We start from the raw sequence: 15,577 nt of genomic DNA on the forward strand, positions 1-15,577 counted from the left end.
AGATACTGCCATAAAACTCTTTTATAATTTCGTTTGTCAAAATAAGCTAGACAATTTCTCATCTTCGATGAAACTCATAAATACTTCCAATGGTGTTTTATAGCCCAGCGATTTTCTGGGACGATGATTAATATTTTGAGCAACACTAATGATATGATCATCAGTGACTGAATTAAAGTCTAATTCTTTATCTAATCCACTGCGTCTAAGTATCCCGTTAGAATGTTCATTCAATCCACGTTGCGACGGAGTGCCAGGATCAGCAAAGAATATCGAGATATCGTGTCGGTTACAGATTGTTTTCCAGTTGGAGAACTCCTTACCACAATCGAAAGTAATCGATTTAAATATATGAGGAGGTAAAGCTGAAAACATAGAGTGAAGAGCATCTTCAATATCATCTGCCTTGCGACCTTGAGGTCGTATAGTGATAATCATCTTAGAGATTCTTTCTACTAAGGTTATGACAGCCTTCCCATGATTACGGCCAATGATAGTGTCACCTTCAAGATGACCAAATTCTTGAAAGAAGAAAGGAAACTCTTCTACTCTTTCAGAAATGTGTCTTTTGAAAGCCTGTCTACCTCTTTTTTCACAATGACCATTCGGCTTCCTTTTACCTTTCATAGGTAAAGATTGTACCGAAAAGACGTTTTCCTTAAACATTCTATAAAAAGTTTTTACAGAACAATCAATCGGGAGTTCACCTCTGCCAATAATGGTGTCAGGTCTCCAGCCATCGGCTACTTTTTCTCGAATATAAGCTGACTGATTTTCTGGAAGTACTATTCTATGTCTGCCACAATTTGATTTTCTTTGCTTATACTCTTGGTAATATTCCAGTGCAGTTATACCTGTCTTAAGTGCATTTATTACGTTATAAATTGTCTGTCTTGATCGTTTCAATCTCTTTGCGATTTCTTTTACCGAAAGATTTTGATGATAATATGATTCTATGAACGTGAGTTCATCCGTGTTAAGATGTTTATAGGCCATTCTGTACTAACTCCTTATGTTTTCTTTGGTCGGAAATACATATTGAGTTTAGCACAGAAGGCTTTTTTAGTTGTCTAGCTTAATTTTACAATCGACGTAATAAAAGGTTTGTGAGCTTTCTTCTGATAAAAGTAGTTGGATTACATTGTAATATTCATCAACTTTTGAAGTTCTTTTTCGAGAACTTGACGGTGTGTAACCTTTTAAGTATTTGTCGATTGTCCGTCTATCTTTACCAAGATCCCGAGCTAACTTGCTTTTATTGATTTTCATTTTTGCACGCTCCATCATTTCTTTCAGCTTTGGTAAGTCTGAAAGGCTTGTGATTTTAATTTCTGTATCTATTTTGACTGTATAGTTCATAATTTCACCTCAATCAAATTATGATTAAAACAGTCGTTTTTGTACATACTTATTCAAGCGAGAGTGTACATTTTTAAATTAGCATTTATACCCGGCAGCGATTGATTTCACGATTGATAGCTTATACGATATGAAAGCAATCGATAATGAGTTCCACATGAGGAAATAAATCCTGAATCAGAGCGATATAAGGTGGAAACATATCTATAGAGACCGTTTTTACTTTTTCACGTTGTTTTCTAGAGAACTTTAAAAAATAAGCTTCTAATTGATGTTTGCGACGATCAGGCAAAATATCAATGATATCATGGGTCACACTATCACAGTAAATAAAGCTCATCTTACATTTTATAACCGCCATTTACACTTAAAACATATATGCTTAGAGTTTAGCATATATGCTTAGAGTTTAGCATATATGCTTAGTTTTTAGTCTTATTTTTTATTTCTACAGTATTCTCGTAAAATCATATATTTGCCCTCGTAACCTTCAAAATGTAAAATAGCACTCCTTCATAAATATCATCTCTCAATCAAAATCCCCCCTATTGGATATTGAGTTAAGATATGACTGTATAATTTTGAAAAGAAAAAATGTAGGAAAAACAGCTTTTTCATTCCGCCATTTTCCTACATTTTATAACCGCCATTTACACTTAAAACATATATGCTTAGAGTTTAGAATATATGCTTAGTTTTTAGTCTTATATGCTTGTTTGCTATGTGTAGGGTTATCCGGATATTTTAATTCTAATTTTTCTTCCGAAACTAGCGGTAGTACTATTTTTTGTCTTATATGATTTTCAGTGCGTCCTAAAACACTTGAGATTTGATTAATAGTAAAGTAATTATCAGAACATAGTTCTAATACTAATTGCTTTAAAACTTCCGGTTTTACTCTTATTTTTCCTTTCATTTTATCTTTTACGCTATTAATAATATTTTCTCTATCAACTTCATCATTTGTTTTATCAATATTTTTTAATTTATAAAATTCTATATTATTAATAGTATTTCTTTCGATAATATCAAGTTTTTCTAGATGAATAATCATTTTGCTCAGTTCAATAGAATCTATATCTAATGATGCTTGAATATCTCTATGACTGCTTGAATTTTTATCTAATAGAAACGAAAGCAATTTTATCTCCATTGATGTTAAAATGTTAAATACATCATCTAGTGATTTTTTCAAAGTATCTAAATGATTTTGTGAAATAAGTTTTTTTGTTTTTAAAGATAAAGTTATAGTTTCAGGTTGAAAAGATTCGATTATCTCCGGAATTTCCCAATCATTTTTACGCCATATATTATGAATATTTTCTAAACCATAACCAGAACGTTCTCCTAATCCAATCAAAGAGAATATTTTAAAAATATTTTGATTTCTAGTATCACTTGTTCCTCCACTAATTGCTTTTTCTAAAGGAATACGCAGTAAGCCGGGATTTACAAACTTATATTCTTCGCTATTCTTTTCAACAATTATATTTCCCCTAGTAAAATAATCAGCATGAATAATCGTATTAAGTAACGCTTCTCTTATGGCACGTTGAATATTTGTAACAGAAACTCTACTATAATCTTCATTATTTAACTCAAACGGTACATCTACATCTTCATTCATGCGTTTTATCACTTTTTGATAAAAATCATATAAGTTACCTGACCAATCACCACTTTGTGAAGTAAATCGATGCATCCAACGTTGCCCTTCCACTTCATTAACCTTTTCTCTATAATCAAGAAAGTAATTATTAAAATAATCAGTAATAGTATGCTCTTCACCAAAAACTAAAAGTCCTGCAGCTGTTAACCCTTCAATAGATTTTTCTCTATCTCTACCCCATCCACCTATTCTTCTTAGAAACTCTTTATCATCTAATTCATTCCAATCATTATTCGGGTTCTGAATCATAAATCTTTGTCTATATTTTATCAATGATTGCTTATTTAAATCTTCTAACCCATAGTTAGATAAAACCATACTATCACGAGTAGAATTCGAAGCTTCAGCAATCATTGTGTCTACTTCTTCTTTAGTACATTTATAATCTCCTTCAAAATTCCTACGATATGTTCCTATGTATGGATTTTGATTAATTGAGACAGGTTTTTGCTGCCTAAGCGCTCTAGGTACATTAATCTGGAGAATATCATATGACCCTACTTTTATTGGTTTTACATCATCACTTTGTAAAATATTAATACTAACTTGGTTACTATTAATATGGTCCCAGAACTGCTTTTGAAGTTTGACTACATCAATTCCTTCAACTGGATAAAAAGTCCCTTCCTTCTCCTCAATACCTAAAAGAATCATACCACCTGTTGTATTAGCAAACGCTGAGTATGTAGACCAAATATCTTTTGGTAATCCACCTTTACCAAGTTTACATTCTAGTTGACTATGTTCTCCAAATTTGATTAACTCTAAGATATCTTGTTCTTTCAATGCACATCACCCACTTTTACTCTTAATAATTTAATTATAAACTAAAAGTTCATGTTGCATGAACCGTCAAAATCATTAATTATTATTCTATTTTGATATTCTTCACACCTTAAAATAATATAACATGGTTAATTATGTATGAATCTCAGAGAAAAACCAGGTCATTTCATGTCGTTTCATACAACCTCATATCATTGAATTTTAAACAAAGGTTGTATATTTTTAACGGTTGGTGAGAGATTCACTGACCGTTATTTTAATTTTTGATATTAAAAAAGCACAAATATCTCTATAATTGTAAGTGACCAAACCAACGATTAAGGAGATATTGTGCCTATGTGTAATGATATATCAGAAATACTAGGAATTAAAGTTAAAAATTTAAAAATCACTCAAAATTTAGGATTACATGTTCATAAAAACTTACAGTCATTATTCTATGAAGGTCAATTGACTTATCACCCCAGTGCTTGTGAGTGTTGTGGAATTAAAAATGATAACCATTTAATTATTAAACATGGCTTTCGTAAAACGAATGTTTATATGGGGTTAATTTTTGAAAGACCTGCCTATTTAAAATTGAAGAAACAGCGCTTTTACTGTAAAGCTTGCCAACGAACCTATACAGCTGAAACGCCCTATATTCAACCCCGATGTACCATCTCAAATGAGGTCAAACGCATGATGACCTGGAAACTATCAAAAGTTACATCTGAAAAAGATATCGCTGAAAGTCTATGTGTATCGCCTTCAACTGTCCATCGCCATTTAAAAGTAGTAAGTAATTCGGTGAAGGCACACGCACATTACGTTTTACCTAAGCACTTAGCTTTTGCCGAATTCAAGTCGACGAAGGATGTCGAAGGTGCAATGAGCTTTATTTACTGTGATAGTGTGACTCATGATATCATTGATATTTTACCTGATCGTCGCAAACATCAATTAGAAGCTTATTTTTTAAAGTTCTCTAGAAAACAACGTGAAAAAGTAAAAACGGTCTCTATAGATATGTTTCCACCTTATATCGCTCTGATTCAGGATTTATTTCCTCATGCGGAAATCATTATCGATCGCTTTCATATCGTACAAGCCATCAATCGTGAAATCAATCGCTGCCGTGTTCAAGTCATGAATAGTTTTAGGACAAAAGAGCGACCTCAATATAATAAATTAAAGCGTTATTGGAAGTTACTATTAAAAGCGCCCATTGATTTAGAACGAATGATATATCAACCATACAGACTTTTTAAGTCATGGCAGAGCCAGTACAGTTTAGTTCAATACTTGTTAAATCTTGATGAGACGCTCAAAGAGACATATGAAACAGGACACCGTCTTTTAAGTGCTTTGAAAGCAAACGATATCCAGCAACTACGGTTCATCTTACAGGATGCAAAGACAAAAGATATTTCGAAAGGGCTCAAGCGTGTCATTCAAACATTCATCAAATACTTGCCTTATATCTCAAGTACTATGCGTCATCCACATTTAACGAATGGCCCCATTGAAGGGATTAATAATAAAATAAAACTGATTAAACGTGTTTCTTATGGTTATAGAAATTTCTGGAATTTTAGTAATAGTATCTTAATGATTTCTAAGGTGTTTGTAAGTGAATATAAAAAACGCATTAAACAACAAAATAACGTTGCTTAATGCGTTATCGTCTCACCAACCGACGTTGACAAAGAGCCAAACAAAAAAGCACCTCTCGAGTAATTTCGAGAAGTGCTGTATAAATGCCATACACGACAATCTTAACGTTTTGAGAATTGTGGTGAACGACGTGCTTTTTTAAGACCTGGTTTTTTACGTTCTTTCATACGTGGGTCACGTGTTAATAAACCAGCACGCTTTAAAGAGCCTCTGTATTCAGGATCTGCTTCTAATAATGCACGCGCAATACCGTGACGGATTGCTTGCGCTTGACCAGTGAAGCCACCACCGTGAACGTTAACTAAAACGTCATAGTTTCCTTTTGTTTCTGTTACGTCGAATGGTTGGTTTAAGTCTAAGATTAATGATTCAAATGGTAAGTATTCACGTACATCGCGATCATTCACTTTAATGTTACCTTCACCTGGTACTAAACGTACACGTGCTACTGAGTTTTTACGACGGCCTGTGCCTCTATATTCAACTTGTGCCATTGTCATTTCCTCCTTCTAATTAACCACGTAACTCGTAGTTTTCTGGTTGTTGTGCAGCGTGTGGATGTTCAGCGCCACCATAAACGAATAATTTTTTACCTTGTTTTTCACCTAAACGTGAACTTGGTAACATCCCTTTAATTGAAGTTTCAAGTAAACGTTCTGGGTTTGTACGACGTAACTCTCCAGCTGTGATTGATTTTAAACCACCTGGATGGTTTGAGTGACGGTAGTAGATTTTATCGTTTTCTTTGTTTCCAGTGAATTCGATTTTAGATGCGTTGATGATGATTACATAGTCACCTGTGTCAACGTGTGGTGTGTAAGTTACTTTATTTTTACCGCGTAAGATAGCTGCAACTTCTGATGATAAACGACCTAATGTTTGTCCTTCAGCATCTACAACGTACCATTTGCGCTCAATGTTTGATTCATTTGCCATAAATGTTTGACGCATAATAGAGTCCTCCTAGTGAATAAATGTTTCTATAGTTTTTGGGCCAGTGTGTCATAACAATCTTGGTGCACGCTTTATTCCGTTAACTGTTGATCTTTCCTGCTTATATATCTTGTAACACAATAAGTTTCCGGGGCTTATCGTGGGGTGATATAAAACAATACCGTTAACTATCATATAAGTTTTAGCGTATAATGTCAATGCGTTTCACTAAATTTGCGTGGATTTTTTAACATGAATTTTGATATCCGGTCCAAAATCTGCTGTTAGTTGCTCAGGCGCTAAGTAAATCTTCTCTAAATAGAGTCCTTCTGCCGGTGCAGTATGCGGAACCAGATTTCTATCTTTTTTCGCCAGCAACTGAGGTATCGCTTCTGCAGTTCGTTTTCCTTTCCCAACCTCTAACAAATAAGCCATAATTACGCGTACCATATTGTATAAAAAGCCCGAACCTGTAATGATGAAATCGATGCCATCCTGTGTCACTTCAATACGGCTTTCATAAATGGTCCTTTCCTTGCTTTCTACTTCTGTTTTCTGTGAACAAAATGTCGTAAAATCATGCGTCCCTAAAAAATATTGTGCGGCTCGTTGCATTGCTTCAATATTCAAAGATTGCGGCTCATATGTTTTCAGTTGTGACCAAAATGGATTGCGATGTGGTGCTTGATAAATCGCATAACGATAACGCTTGCCGACACAATCATAGCGGCAATGAAAGTCTGCATCAATAAACGTCACTTCATGAACATAAATATCGTCAGGCATCGCACGGTTCATGGCGTACTGCCATCGTTCTGGTGTGAGGTTTAAATGTGTATCAAAATGAAAGTATTGTTCTAGTGCATGCACACCACGATCTGTACGACTAGACGGATGGATTCGGACCGGTCGTTGATGCATCCGCTTGAGTAATTTTTCAAAGTATCCCTGTACAGTGCGACCTTGATTTTGAATTTGGAATCCTAAAAACTGTGCACCGTTATAACTGATTTTAACGAGGACTCGTTGCATAAAATCGTCCTTTCTCTTTTTTAAAAGTTGTGACTTAACCAGAGCGATACAGCTGCGATTGGCACTAGACTTACTATCAGCCACGTATCACGCGCTTGCCATTTCAAGATACGGTAGCTTGTCCGTTCTGCTTGCGCGTCGTAGCCTCTCACTTCCATTGCAATCGCTAACTCTTCTGCACGTTGAAAGGCAGAAATAAACAATGGAATCAGCAATGGGATAAACGCTCTAATCCGCGTCATCAAAGAACCTGAACTCATATCGGACCCTCGTGATTTTTGCGATAAAATAATTTTGTCGAGTTCTTCCATTAATGTCGGAATAAATCGAAGTGCAATGGCCATCATCATACTTAACGCTGCCACTGGAACTTTAATATATTTTAACGGTTTGAACAAACGGTCAAAGGCATCCGTGAGATTCAGTGGACTGGTCGTCAATGTCAACACTGTCGAAGCAATCATGATCAAACTGAGTCTGAATAAAATCAAAATGCCTTCCCGTATGCCGTTCGTATCAATTGAAATGATTCCCCATTCAAAGAGCCGTGTGCCTCCCTTTGTTAAAAAGAGATGCATGATTAACGTCAATATTAAAAAGAAAAACACGGGAGACAAGCCTTTTATTAAAAACCAAAAAGGGATGCGCGCCAGTCGTATCATCACACCTAAAACAAGTGCCAACCATAAATAACTCATAGGGTGATGCCCCATAAAAATGATGATGATAAATAAAAACACAAAGATCAGCTTAGACCGGGGATCCAAGCGGTGTATCATCGTATCTAAAGGAAGGTAACGCCCGATAATCATTTTATCTTTCATGACGCTGCCTCCATCCTTCATACATCGTGACAAAATCTTCTTCAGTCAACGCTAACGTGCCAAATTGAATGCCTAATCGTGCTTCAACATCTCTCTGTAGGCGTACAACATGTGGTAAGCAAAGATGAAGTGCACGCACATCTTCTGGCCGCTGAAAAAAGTCAGCTGGCGTTGTCGATTCGATGAGTGTGCCTTTTTGCATGATTTTAATTTCATCCGCATAGGCTGCCACATCATTCATATCATGTGTCACTAAAATAATTGTTTTTTCTGCTTCTTGTTGTAATTTTTTAAACAAAGTCATCACTTGCTTTTTACTTCTTGGATCGAGCCCTGCTGTCGGTTCATCTAAGACCAAAATATCTGGGTCCATTGCCAAAATAGCTGTTAACGCAATCTTGCGCATTTGACCGCCAGATAACTGGAATGGAGATTGTCCCATAATTTGATCCACATCAAACCCCAATTCACTCAATAACTGTCTGGCCTTGTCTTTCGCGCTTTCGAGATTCATGCCATAATTATTTGGTCCGAAGAGGATTTCTTTCTCTACGGTTTCTTCAAAAAGTTGTGATTCTGGGAATTGAAAGACCATGCCCACGCGTTGACGGATAGGTTTTAGTAATTTATCTTTCGTTTTTCTATCAACTTCCACGTCAAATAATTGCATTTTACCTCTTGACGGTTTCAACAAACCATTGAAATGCTGAATCAATGTTGATTTACCAGAGCCTGTTTGGCCAATAATCGCATAATAACGGCCGGGTAAAAACTCAGTGGTAATTTGATTTAATGCTTGATATTCATATGGCGTTTTTCGTTGATACGTATAGGAAACATCTTCAAATTTAATCATGTCAACCGCTCCAATAGTCCTTCATAAGTCATATATGAATGTCCAAAATTTAATTTTTGAGCCATACGCATTTCAAATGGCAAGTCGAGCCCGATATCTAATAATTGCGCACCTTGTTTAAAAACCGTTTCTGCTGTTCCGTTTAACAATATTTCTCCTTGATTCATCACAATGATGCGATCAGACGACACAACTTCAGAAAGATCGTGTGTAATTGCAATGACCGTCACACCCTGAGTCTGATTTAATTTTTTTACTAATGTTAAAATGTCACGTCTTCCTTCTGGATCTAGCATCGCTGTCGCTTCATCCAAAATGATGAGTTGTGGTTCAAGTGCTAGAACGCCCGCAATGGCTACACGTTGCTTTTGTCCACCAGAAAGCGCAGCAGGCTCATGATGCTGCTTGTCATACATATCAACATCTTTCAGTACTGCCGGAACGATTTCATGCATCGTGTCGTATGAAAGTGCCTGATTTTCCAATCCAAACGCCACATCAAACCGTACTGTTGAACCGACAAACTGGTTTTCAGGATTTTGAAACACCATACCTATCCGATGTTGAAAGGCAGGACGCTCAACACCTTTAATCGATTGCCCATTGATACGAATGTCACCTTCAAAGGTTTGTTCTATTCCCGTCAGTAATTTGGCCAATGTCGATTTGCCCGATCCATTGTGACCGACGATGGAAACCCAGTCGCCTTTTTTTACATTAAACTGTATATTTCGCAAAACATAAGGTTGATCTGCTTGATATCGAAAAGACACATGATCAAATTCCACTAGATATTGCCCTTCCATTGCTGATCCCTCCTTTGTCTACTAATATGACTATTTTACAAAAAACAGCATCATTTGTATATGTATCCAACCCCGTACGATTGTTGCATCATTTAAAACGTTATCCATAAATACGATAGTCCACTCGGATCGACATCAGCGTCTCACCGATATTGTCATTATGGTACTCGTGCACTTTTATCAAATTTCATCCTCAATATCAATAGTTCAACGCAATCCGTACGTATGGTTGTCAATCATCAAAAGTCCAAATTTCGTTTAATCTCTCCACTTTAAACGCAAAAATAGTGGATGTCTATCCCATATCGAAAAGGCTTCACCATTATTTCGATATATCAACATCCACGTCATTCGCTATTCGTTTACACAACATAAAAAAGCGCGCACCCCATCCCTATTGAGTTCACGCTTTGTCGTCAATATTTAATTGGATGGGGCACTCTGAGCTAGACAATATTTGTATGTGGCAAACATTATCGTTGCACTCATTTGCTTTCATGTAGTAGTGTGTATTAATTATACTAATTCGATAATCACTTTTAATGCACCGTCACCATGACGTGGCGCAACTTTAAGAATACGAGTGTAACCACCTTGACGTTCTTGATAACGTTCAGCAATTTCACCGAATAATTTTTGAAGTGCTGTTTGTGTTGTTTCATCTTCATTTAAAATTTCAACATTACGTAATGTTTTAGCTGCATTACGACGAGAAGCTAAGTCACCTTTTTTACCTAAAGTGATTAATTTTTCAACTACACTACGAAGTTCTTTCGCACGTGCTTCAGTCGTTTCAATGCGTTCGCTTACGATTAATGCTGTTGCTAAATCACGTAACATTGCTTTACGTTGATCTGAAGTACGACCTAATTTTCTGTAACCCATGAGTTAACCTCCTTTATCAATCTTCTTTTCTTAGACCTAATCCTAAGTCTTCTAATTTGTATTTTACTTCTTCAAGAGACTTACGACCTAAGTTACGAACTTTCATCATATCAGCCTCTGATTTGTCAGCGAGTTCTTGCACTGAGTTAATACCCGCACGTTTAAGACAGTTGTAAGAACGTACAGATAAGTCTAATTCTTCAATAGACATTTCTAATACTTTTTCTTTTTGATCTTCTTCTTTTTCAATCATGATTTCTGCATTTTGTGCTTCATCAGTGAGACTCACAAATATGTTTAAATGCTCAGTCATAATTTTTGCAGCTAAAGATACTGACTCTTGTGGTGTAATAGAACCATCTGTCCATACATCTAATGTTAATTTATCAAAGTCAGAACTTTGTCCCACACGTGTGTTTTCAACTGTATAGTTCACGCGCTCTACTGGAGAGTACAATGAATCAACTGGAATCACACCAATTGGAAGATCACTTGAGTTGTTTTGATCAGCTAATGCATACCCACGTCCTGTATTCGCAACTAAACGTAACTTCAGGTGACCGCCTTTAGATACTGTTGCAATTTTAAGATCCGGGTTCAAAATTTCAACATCACTGTCATGCATAATGTCTTTCGCAGTGACTTCGCCTTCTTCTTTAATATCGATTTCTAGTGTTTTGTCTTCTTCTGAATATATTTTAAGTGCTAACTTTTTAATATTCATTACAATTGTAGACACATCTTCAACGACATGGTCGATTGCTGAGAATTCGTGCAACACACCTTCAATTTCGATATATTTCACAGCCGCACCTGGTAATGATGATAGTAGGATACGACGTAAGGAGTTTCCTAGTGTAGTACCATAACCACGCTCAAGTGGTTCAACAACGAACTTACCGAATTTAGCATCATCACTAACTTCAATTGTCTCAATTCTAGGTTTCTCAATTTCAATCATTTACATATCCTCCTTAAGTACGTCGACTTGCATAAACTATAAATTCAAGTGATTTGTGACAAAACAAAAATTTAATTATACGCGACGACGTTTTGGTGGACGGCAACCATTATGTGGAACTGGAGTAACGTCTTTAATCGCTGTTACTTCTAGACCAGCTGATTGTAATGCACGGATCGCTGATTCACGACCTGGACCAGGACCTTTAACAGTCACTTCAACTGATTTCAAACCGTGCTCCATTGCTGCTTTTGAAGCAGTTTCAGAAGCCATTTGAGCTGCAAATGGTGTTGATTTTTTTGAACCTTTAAAACCAAGTGCCCCTGCAGATGACCATGATAAAGCATTACCGAATTCATCTGTAATAGTTACAATTGTATTGTTGAATGTTGAACGGATGTGAGCCACACCATTTTCAATATTCTTTTTCACTCTACGTTTACGTGATACTTGTTTACGTGCCATAGTATAATATGCCTCCTTTACCTATTATTTTTTCTTGTTAGCGACAGTTTTAACTGGGCCTTTACGCGTACGCGCATTGTTTTTAGTTCTTTGACCGTTAACTGGCAAACCACGACGATGGCGGATACCACGGTATGATGAAATTTCCATCAAACGTTTAATGTTTAAGTTTGTTTCACGGCGTAAGTCACCTTCAACTTTATAGCCATCGACAACTTCACGAATACGACCTAATTCATCGTCAGTTAAATCTTTAACACGTGTGTCTTCTGAAACATTCGCTTCTGAAAGGATCTTTTGTGCTGATGTTTTACCGATACCGTAGATATAAGTTAATGAGATTACTACGCGTTTATCACGTGGGATATCAATTCCTGCAATACGTGCCATTATATTTTACACCTCTCTTTTAATTAACCTTGTTTTTGTTTATGCTTAGGGTTTTCACAAATTACCATAACTTTGCCTTTACGTTTAATGACTTTACATTTTTCGCAAATTGGCTTTACTGATGGTCTTACTTTCATTTTTTATACCTCCTTCAATGTTGGAGTGACAATTATTTATAACGATATGTGATTCTTCCGCGTGTTAAGTCATACGGAGACATTTCTACTGTTACTTTGTCGCCAGGTAGAATACGAATATAGTTCATACGAATTTTACCACTCACATGTGCTAGAATTTCATGACCATTTTCTAATTCTACTTTAAACATTGCATTTGGTAAAGTATCTAATACTGTACCTTCAAGTTCGATAACGTCTTGTTTTGCCATTTGGAATAACGCCTCCTTTTGTTGTAAGGATAGAGAATACTAGCTTGTGCATACTCGACTGATGTGTCTGACATTTACCCTTGCCAAGCGGTTTGAAATGATCCATTTCATTCATATGCTCAGCGTAAACGTCTTAAAAAGTAAATTGGATTCAACCTTATGATTTTAATGATTCTAAGATCTCAATCACGTCTGACGTCACTTCATCAATATGTTTAGACCCGTCAATGTTTTTCAAGACACCTTGTTGATTGTAAAACTCTAAAATAGGTTTAGATTGTCTTACATTCACTTCTAAACGGTTAGCAACAGTTTCAGGGTTGTCATCTTCACGTTGATAAAGCTTACCACCATCAATATCACAAATACCTTCAACTTTTGGAGGATTGAAAACAAGATGATACGTTGTCCCACAAGATTCGCAAATACGGCGACCTGTAAGACGATTCATTAATTCTTCTTCTGGAACCTCTATATTCACAACTGCATCAATATCTCTTCCAAGCTCTTTCAGAATTGAATTTAATGCATCTGCCTGTTCAATCGTACGAGGAAATCCATCTAATAAGAATCCTTTTTTTGCATCGTCTTCAGAGATACGCTCTTTTACAATTCCAACCGTCACTTCGTCTGGTACAAGTTCTCCACGATCGATGTAAGATTTAGCTTCTTTCCCAAGTTCAGTTTCTTGCCTAATGGCTGCTCTGAACATATCCCCCGTTGAAATATGAGGAATAGGGTACTTTTTAATAATCTCACTCGCCTGAGTTCCTTTACCAGCACCTGGTAATCCCATTAAGATAATGTTCATAAGTGCCCTCCTACAAATTATCGTCTACCAAAGCCTTTATATTCTTTCTCATTCACTTGTGCTTCTAAGCTTTTCATTGTTTCTATCGCTACACCAATAACGATAAGTAAGCTCGTACCACCCAATTGAATCGCTTGTGGTAAGTTCATAAATTTAGTTGCAATGATCGGCAAAATGGCAATCACTGCTAAGAAAATTGAACCTACAAAAGTCAAGCGGTATAAAACTTTAGTAATGTATTTTTTCGTTTGTTCACCAGGACGTATCCCAGGAACATAACTGCCTTGCTTCTTAAGATTCTCTGCCATTTTTTCTGGGTTAACTTGAACAAATGCATAAAAATATGCAAATGCAATAATCAAAATCACATAGACAACCATACCCATGCCATTAGATGGATCTGCGTAATTCCCAACCTTTTGTGCCCAAGCGGCATCTGGGAAAAAGAGTGTTAATGTTCTTGGTAATAAGAAAAATGCCATTGAAAAAATGACTGGAATAACACCTGCAGAGTTCACTTTTAATGGTAAATATGTTGCTTGCGAACCAAGACGCATATTGGACTGTTTCTTTGCATATTGGATTGGAATTTTACGAATTGCCTGTAATACGTAAACCGCACCGACAGTTAATAAAATCATACCAACGATAAGTCCAGCGACTTTTAACCAAGCAAAAGTCACGTCATCTTGACCAACAAATTCTTGTTGATAAAATTGGATGAGGGCTGATGGTAAAGTTGACAAAATACCCGCGAAGATAATAATTGAAATCCCATTGCCAACACCATATTGCGTGATTTGTTCACCTAACCACATTAAAAATGCAGTACCTGCTGTAAGTACTATTGCAATTAATAAATATGACCAAACGTTTTGTTCTTTGATTAATGCTCCATTCAAGTAATTATTGAATTGGAATGACATACCAATAGATTGAATAAACGCTAAAACAATCGTAAAATAACGCGTGAAATTGTTTAATTTCTTACGACCTGTTTCACCTTGTTTTGCCCATTCAGTAAACTTAGGTACAATATCCATTTGCAAAAGTTGAACAACAATTGAAGCAGTAATGTAGGGCATGATTCCCATAGCAAAAATCGAAAAGTTCTTCAAGGCTCCGCCACCAAACGTGTTTAACAAGTCAGTGACGCCTTGAGAACCTTGTCGATTATCAAATGCTGCTGGATTAACACCAGGTGCTGGAATATACGTACCTATTTTGAAAATGACTAACATTGCAAGTGTAAAAAGTATCTTGTTACGAACTTCCTTTGTTTTAAAAAAGTTCACAAGCGTGTGAAACATTAGATCACCTCTTGTGCTCCGCCTTTCGCTTCGATGGCGGCTACAGCTGAAGCTGAGAATTTGTGTGCTTTAACAGTTAATTTCTTTTCTAATGAACCATTACCTAAAACTTTAATGCCAGCTTTTTCGTTTTTAACTACGCCTGTTTCAATTAATAATTCTGGTGTTACCTCTGTACCATCTTCAAATCGATTAAGTTGGTCCAAGTTAACAATTGCGTATTCTTTACGATTGATGTTAGTGAAACCACGTTTTGGAAGACGACGGAACAATGGTAATTGACCACCTTCGAAACCTGGTCTTACGCCACCACCTGAACGTGATTTTTGACCTTTTTGTCCACGACCACTTGTTTTACCGTTACCTGTACCTGCACCACGACCGACACGGTTACGTACTTTACGTGATCCTTCTGATGGTTTTAATTCATGTAATTTCATTTTGGC

General features: G+C 36.3%; 19 protein-coding genes and 1 pseudogene. 1 reads left to right on the forward strand and 19 read right to left on the reverse strand.

What is annotated here, in order from left to right; translation table 11 throughout:
* Positions 1-36: 36 nt before the first annotated feature.
* From B5P37_RS03135 to B5P37_RS03150, 4 genes and pseudogenes are all read right to left on the reverse strand, one after another.
* Entirely contained in the window at positions 37-996 is a 960-nt protein-coding gene (locus B5P37_RS03135; RefSeq protein ID WP_085236856.1) for an IS30 family transposase, read from the reverse strand.
* Between the two features lie 66 nt (positions 997-1,062).
* Complete coding sequence (locus B5P37_RS03140; protein WP_085236857.1) at positions 1,063-1,359, reverse strand: hypothetical protein; 297 nt, start codon at positions 1,357-1,359, stop codon at positions 1,063-1,065.
* A 124-nt stretch (positions 1,360-1,483) separates the two neighbouring features.
* A pseudogene (locus B5P37_RS03145) lies at positions 1,484-1,699 on the reverse strand (transposase); the annotation flags it as partial.
* 351 nt (positions 1,700-2,050) lie between these two features.
* Positions 2,051-3,814, reverse strand: coding sequence for an RNA-binding domain-containing protein (locus tag B5P37_RS03150; RefSeq protein ID WP_085236859.1), 1,764 nt, complete (start codon positions 3,812-3,814; stop codon positions 2,051-2,053).
* Positions 3,815-4,150: 336 nt separating this feature from the next.
* Between B5P37_RS03150 and B5P37_RS03155 the strand changes: the two genes are divergently transcribed.
* Positions 4,151-5,470: an ISL3 family transposase gene (locus B5P37_RS03155; RefSeq protein WP_085236860.1), complete on the forward strand. Its 1,320-nt coding sequence runs from the start codon at positions 4,151-4,153 to the stop codon at positions 5,468-5,470.
* 101 nt (positions 5,471-5,571) lie between these two features.
* Here B5P37_RS03155 and rpsI read toward each other — a convergent pair whose 3' ends face one another.
* The 15 genes from rpsI to rplO all read right to left on the reverse strand — a co-directional run bounded on the left by rpsI (position 5,572) and on the right by rplO (position 15,571).
* Complete coding sequence (rpsI, locus tag B5P37_RS03160; RefSeq protein ID WP_037542446.1) at positions 5,572-5,964, reverse strand: 30S ribosomal protein S9; 393 nt, start codon at positions 5,962-5,964, stop codon at positions 5,572-5,574.
* A gap of 19 nt (positions 5,965-5,983) precedes the next feature.
* On the reverse strand, positions 5,984-6,421 hold the full coding sequence (gene rplM / locus B5P37_RS03165) for a 50S ribosomal protein L13 (protein ID WP_085236861.1): 438 nt from the start codon (positions 6,419-6,421) through the stop codon (positions 5,984-5,986).
* Between the two features lie 210 nt (positions 6,422-6,631).
* Positions 6,632-7,435, reverse strand: coding sequence for a tRNA pseudouridine(38-40) synthase TruA (truA, locus tag B5P37_RS03170; protein ID WP_085236862.1), 804 nt, complete (start codon positions 7,433-7,435; stop codon positions 6,632-6,634).
* 20 nt (positions 7,436-7,455) lie between these two features.
* Positions 7,456-8,259, reverse strand: coding sequence for an energy-coupling factor transporter transmembrane component T family protein (locus tag B5P37_RS03175; protein WP_085236863.1), 804 nt, complete (start codon positions 8,257-8,259; stop codon positions 7,456-7,458).
* On the reverse strand, positions 8,249-9,115 hold the full coding sequence (locus B5P37_RS03180; protein ID WP_085236864.1) for an energy-coupling factor transporter ATPase: 867 nt from the start codon (positions 9,113-9,115) through the stop codon (positions 8,249-8,251). Before B5P37_RS03180 ends, B5P37_RS03175 begins: the two co-directional genes overlap by 11 nt.
* Entirely contained in the window at positions 9,112-9,921 is an 810-nt protein-coding gene (locus B5P37_RS03185; protein WP_085236865.1) for an energy-coupling factor transporter ATPase, read from the reverse strand. Before B5P37_RS03185 ends, B5P37_RS03180 begins: the two co-directional genes overlap by 4 nt.
* A gap of 516 nt (positions 9,922-10,437) precedes the next feature.
* Positions 10,438-10,806 carry a 50S ribosomal protein L17 gene (rplQ, locus tag B5P37_RS03190; RefSeq protein ID WP_085236866.1) on the reverse strand — a complete coding sequence of 123 codons (369 nt, stop codon included), beginning with the start codon at positions 10,804-10,806 and terminating at the stop codon, positions 10,438-10,440.
* A 16-nt stretch (positions 10,807-10,822) separates the two neighbouring features.
* Positions 10,823-11,767, reverse strand: a complete 945-nt coding sequence (locus B5P37_RS03195; protein WP_085236867.1) for a DNA-directed RNA polymerase subunit alpha — start codon at positions 11,765-11,767, stop codon at positions 10,823-10,825.
* 75 nt (positions 11,768-11,842) lie between these two features.
* The gene (gene rpsK / locus B5P37_RS03200; RefSeq protein ID WP_014613235.1) at positions 11,843-12,232 is read right to left on the reverse strand and encodes a 30S ribosomal protein S11; all 390 of its coding nucleotides are present in this window, start codon (positions 12,230-12,232) and stop codon (positions 11,843-11,845) included.
* Positions 12,233-12,256: 24 nt separating this feature from the next.
* On the reverse strand, positions 12,257-12,622 hold the full coding sequence (gene rpsM, locus B5P37_RS03205) for a 30S ribosomal protein S13 (RefSeq protein WP_085236868.1): 366 nt from the start codon (positions 12,620-12,622) through the stop codon (positions 12,257-12,259).
* A 23-nt stretch (positions 12,623-12,645) separates the two neighbouring features.
* Positions 12,646-12,759, reverse strand: a complete 114-nt coding sequence (gene rpmJ / locus B5P37_RS03210; RefSeq protein ID WP_002509257.1) for a 50S ribosomal protein L36 — start codon at positions 12,757-12,759, stop codon at positions 12,646-12,648.
* A gap of 32 nt (positions 12,760-12,791) precedes the next feature.
* The gene (gene infA, locus B5P37_RS03215; protein ID WP_001118443.1) at positions 12,792-13,010 is read right to left on the reverse strand and encodes a translation initiation factor IF-1; all 219 of its coding nucleotides are present in this window, start codon (positions 13,008-13,010) and stop codon (positions 12,792-12,794) included.
* Between the two features lie 157 nt (positions 13,011-13,167).
* Positions 13,168-13,821, reverse strand: coding sequence for an adenylate kinase (locus tag B5P37_RS03220; RefSeq protein ID WP_085236869.1), 654 nt, complete (start codon positions 13,819-13,821; stop codon positions 13,168-13,170).
* A 17-nt stretch (positions 13,822-13,838) separates the two neighbouring features.
* The gene (secY, locus tag B5P37_RS03225) at positions 13,839-15,131 is read right to left on the reverse strand and encodes a preprotein translocase subunit SecY (RefSeq protein WP_085236870.1); all 1,293 of its coding nucleotides are present in this window, start codon (positions 15,129-15,131) and stop codon (positions 13,839-13,841) included.
* Complete coding sequence (gene rplO, locus B5P37_RS03230) at positions 15,131-15,571, reverse strand: 50S ribosomal protein L15 (protein ID WP_085236871.1); 441 nt, start codon at positions 15,569-15,571, stop codon at positions 15,131-15,133. Before rplO ends, secY begins: the two co-directional genes overlap by 1 nt.
* Between the last annotated feature and the right edge of the window lie 6 nt (positions 15,572-15,577).

It is taken from the genome of Staphylococcus lutrae (assembly GCF_002101335.1).
Taxonomy (GTDB): Bacteria; Bacillota; Bacilli; order Staphylococcales; family Staphylococcaceae; genus Staphylococcus; species Staphylococcus lutrae.

What these genes read in the sequence shown, in the direction of transcription:
- B5P37_RS03220 (WP_085236869.1), bottom strand. Translation starts at nt 13,821, where the DNA reads ATGAACATTATCTTAATGGGATTACCAGGTGCTGGTAAAGGAACTCAG.
- rpmJ (WP_002509257.1), bottom strand. Translation starts at nt 12,759, where the DNA reads ATGAAAGTAAGACCATCAGTAAAGCCAATTTGCGAAAAATGTAAAGTC.
- B5P37_RS03175 (WP_085236863.1), bottom strand. Translation starts at nt 8,259, where the DNA reads ATGAAAGATAAAATGATTATCGGGCGTTACCTTCCTTTAGATACGATG.
- B5P37_RS03185 (WP_085236865.1), bottom strand. Translation starts at nt 9,921, where the DNA reads ATGGAAGGGCAATATCTAGTGGAATTTGATCATGTGTCTTTTCGATAT.
- rpsI (WP_037542446.1), bottom strand. Translation starts at nt 5,964, where the DNA reads ATGGCACAAGTTGAATATAGAGGCACAGGCCGTCGTAAAAACTCAGTA.
- rplM (WP_085236861.1), bottom strand. Translation starts at nt 6,421, where the DNA reads ATGCGTCAAACATTTATGGCAAATGAATCAAACATTGAGCGCAAATGG.
- B5P37_RS03155 (WP_085236860.1), top strand. Translation starts at nt 4,151, where the DNA reads ATGTGTAATGATATATCAGAAATACTAGGAATTAAAGTTAAAAATTTA.
- B5P37_RS03135 (WP_085236856.1), bottom strand. Translation starts at nt 996, where the DNA reads ATGGCCTATAAACATCTTAACACGGATGAACTCACGTTCATAGAATCA.
- B5P37_RS03140 (WP_085236857.1), bottom strand. Translation starts at nt 1,359, where the DNA reads ATGAACTATACAGTCAAAATAGATACAGAAATTAAAATCACAAGCCTT.
- B5P37_RS03180 (WP_085236864.1), bottom strand. Translation starts at nt 9,115, where the DNA reads ATGATTAAATTTGAAGATGTTTCCTATACGTATCAACGAAAAACGCCA.
- B5P37_RS03195 (WP_085236867.1), bottom strand. Translation starts at nt 11,767, where the DNA reads ATGATTGAAATTGAGAAACCTAGAATTGAGACAATTGAAGTTAGTGAT.
- rpsK (WP_014613235.1), bottom strand. Translation starts at nt 12,232, where the DNA reads ATGGCACGTAAACAAGTATCACGTAAACGTAGAGTGAAAAAGAATATT.
- rplQ (WP_085236866.1), bottom strand. Translation starts at nt 10,806, where the DNA reads ATGGGTTACAGAAAATTAGGTCGTACTTCAGATCAACGTAAAGCAATG.
- rplO (WP_085236871.1), bottom strand. Translation starts at nt 15,571, where the DNA reads ATGAAATTACATGAATTAAAACCATCAGAAGGATCACGTAAAGTACGT.
- secY (WP_085236870.1), bottom strand. Translation starts at nt 15,131, where the DNA reads ATGTTTCACACGCTTGTGAACTTTTTTAAAACAAAGGAAGTTCGTAAC.
- truA (WP_085236862.1), bottom strand. Translation starts at nt 7,435, where the DNA reads ATGCAACGAGTCCTCGTTAAAATCAGTTATAACGGTGCACAGTTTTTA.
- infA (WP_001118443.1), bottom strand. Translation starts at nt 13,010, where the DNA reads ATGGCAAAACAAGACGTTATCGAACTTGAAGGTACAGTATTAGATACT.
- rpsM (WP_085236868.1), bottom strand. Translation starts at nt 12,622, where the DNA reads ATGGCACGTATTGCAGGAATTGATATCCCACGTGATAAACGCGTAGTA.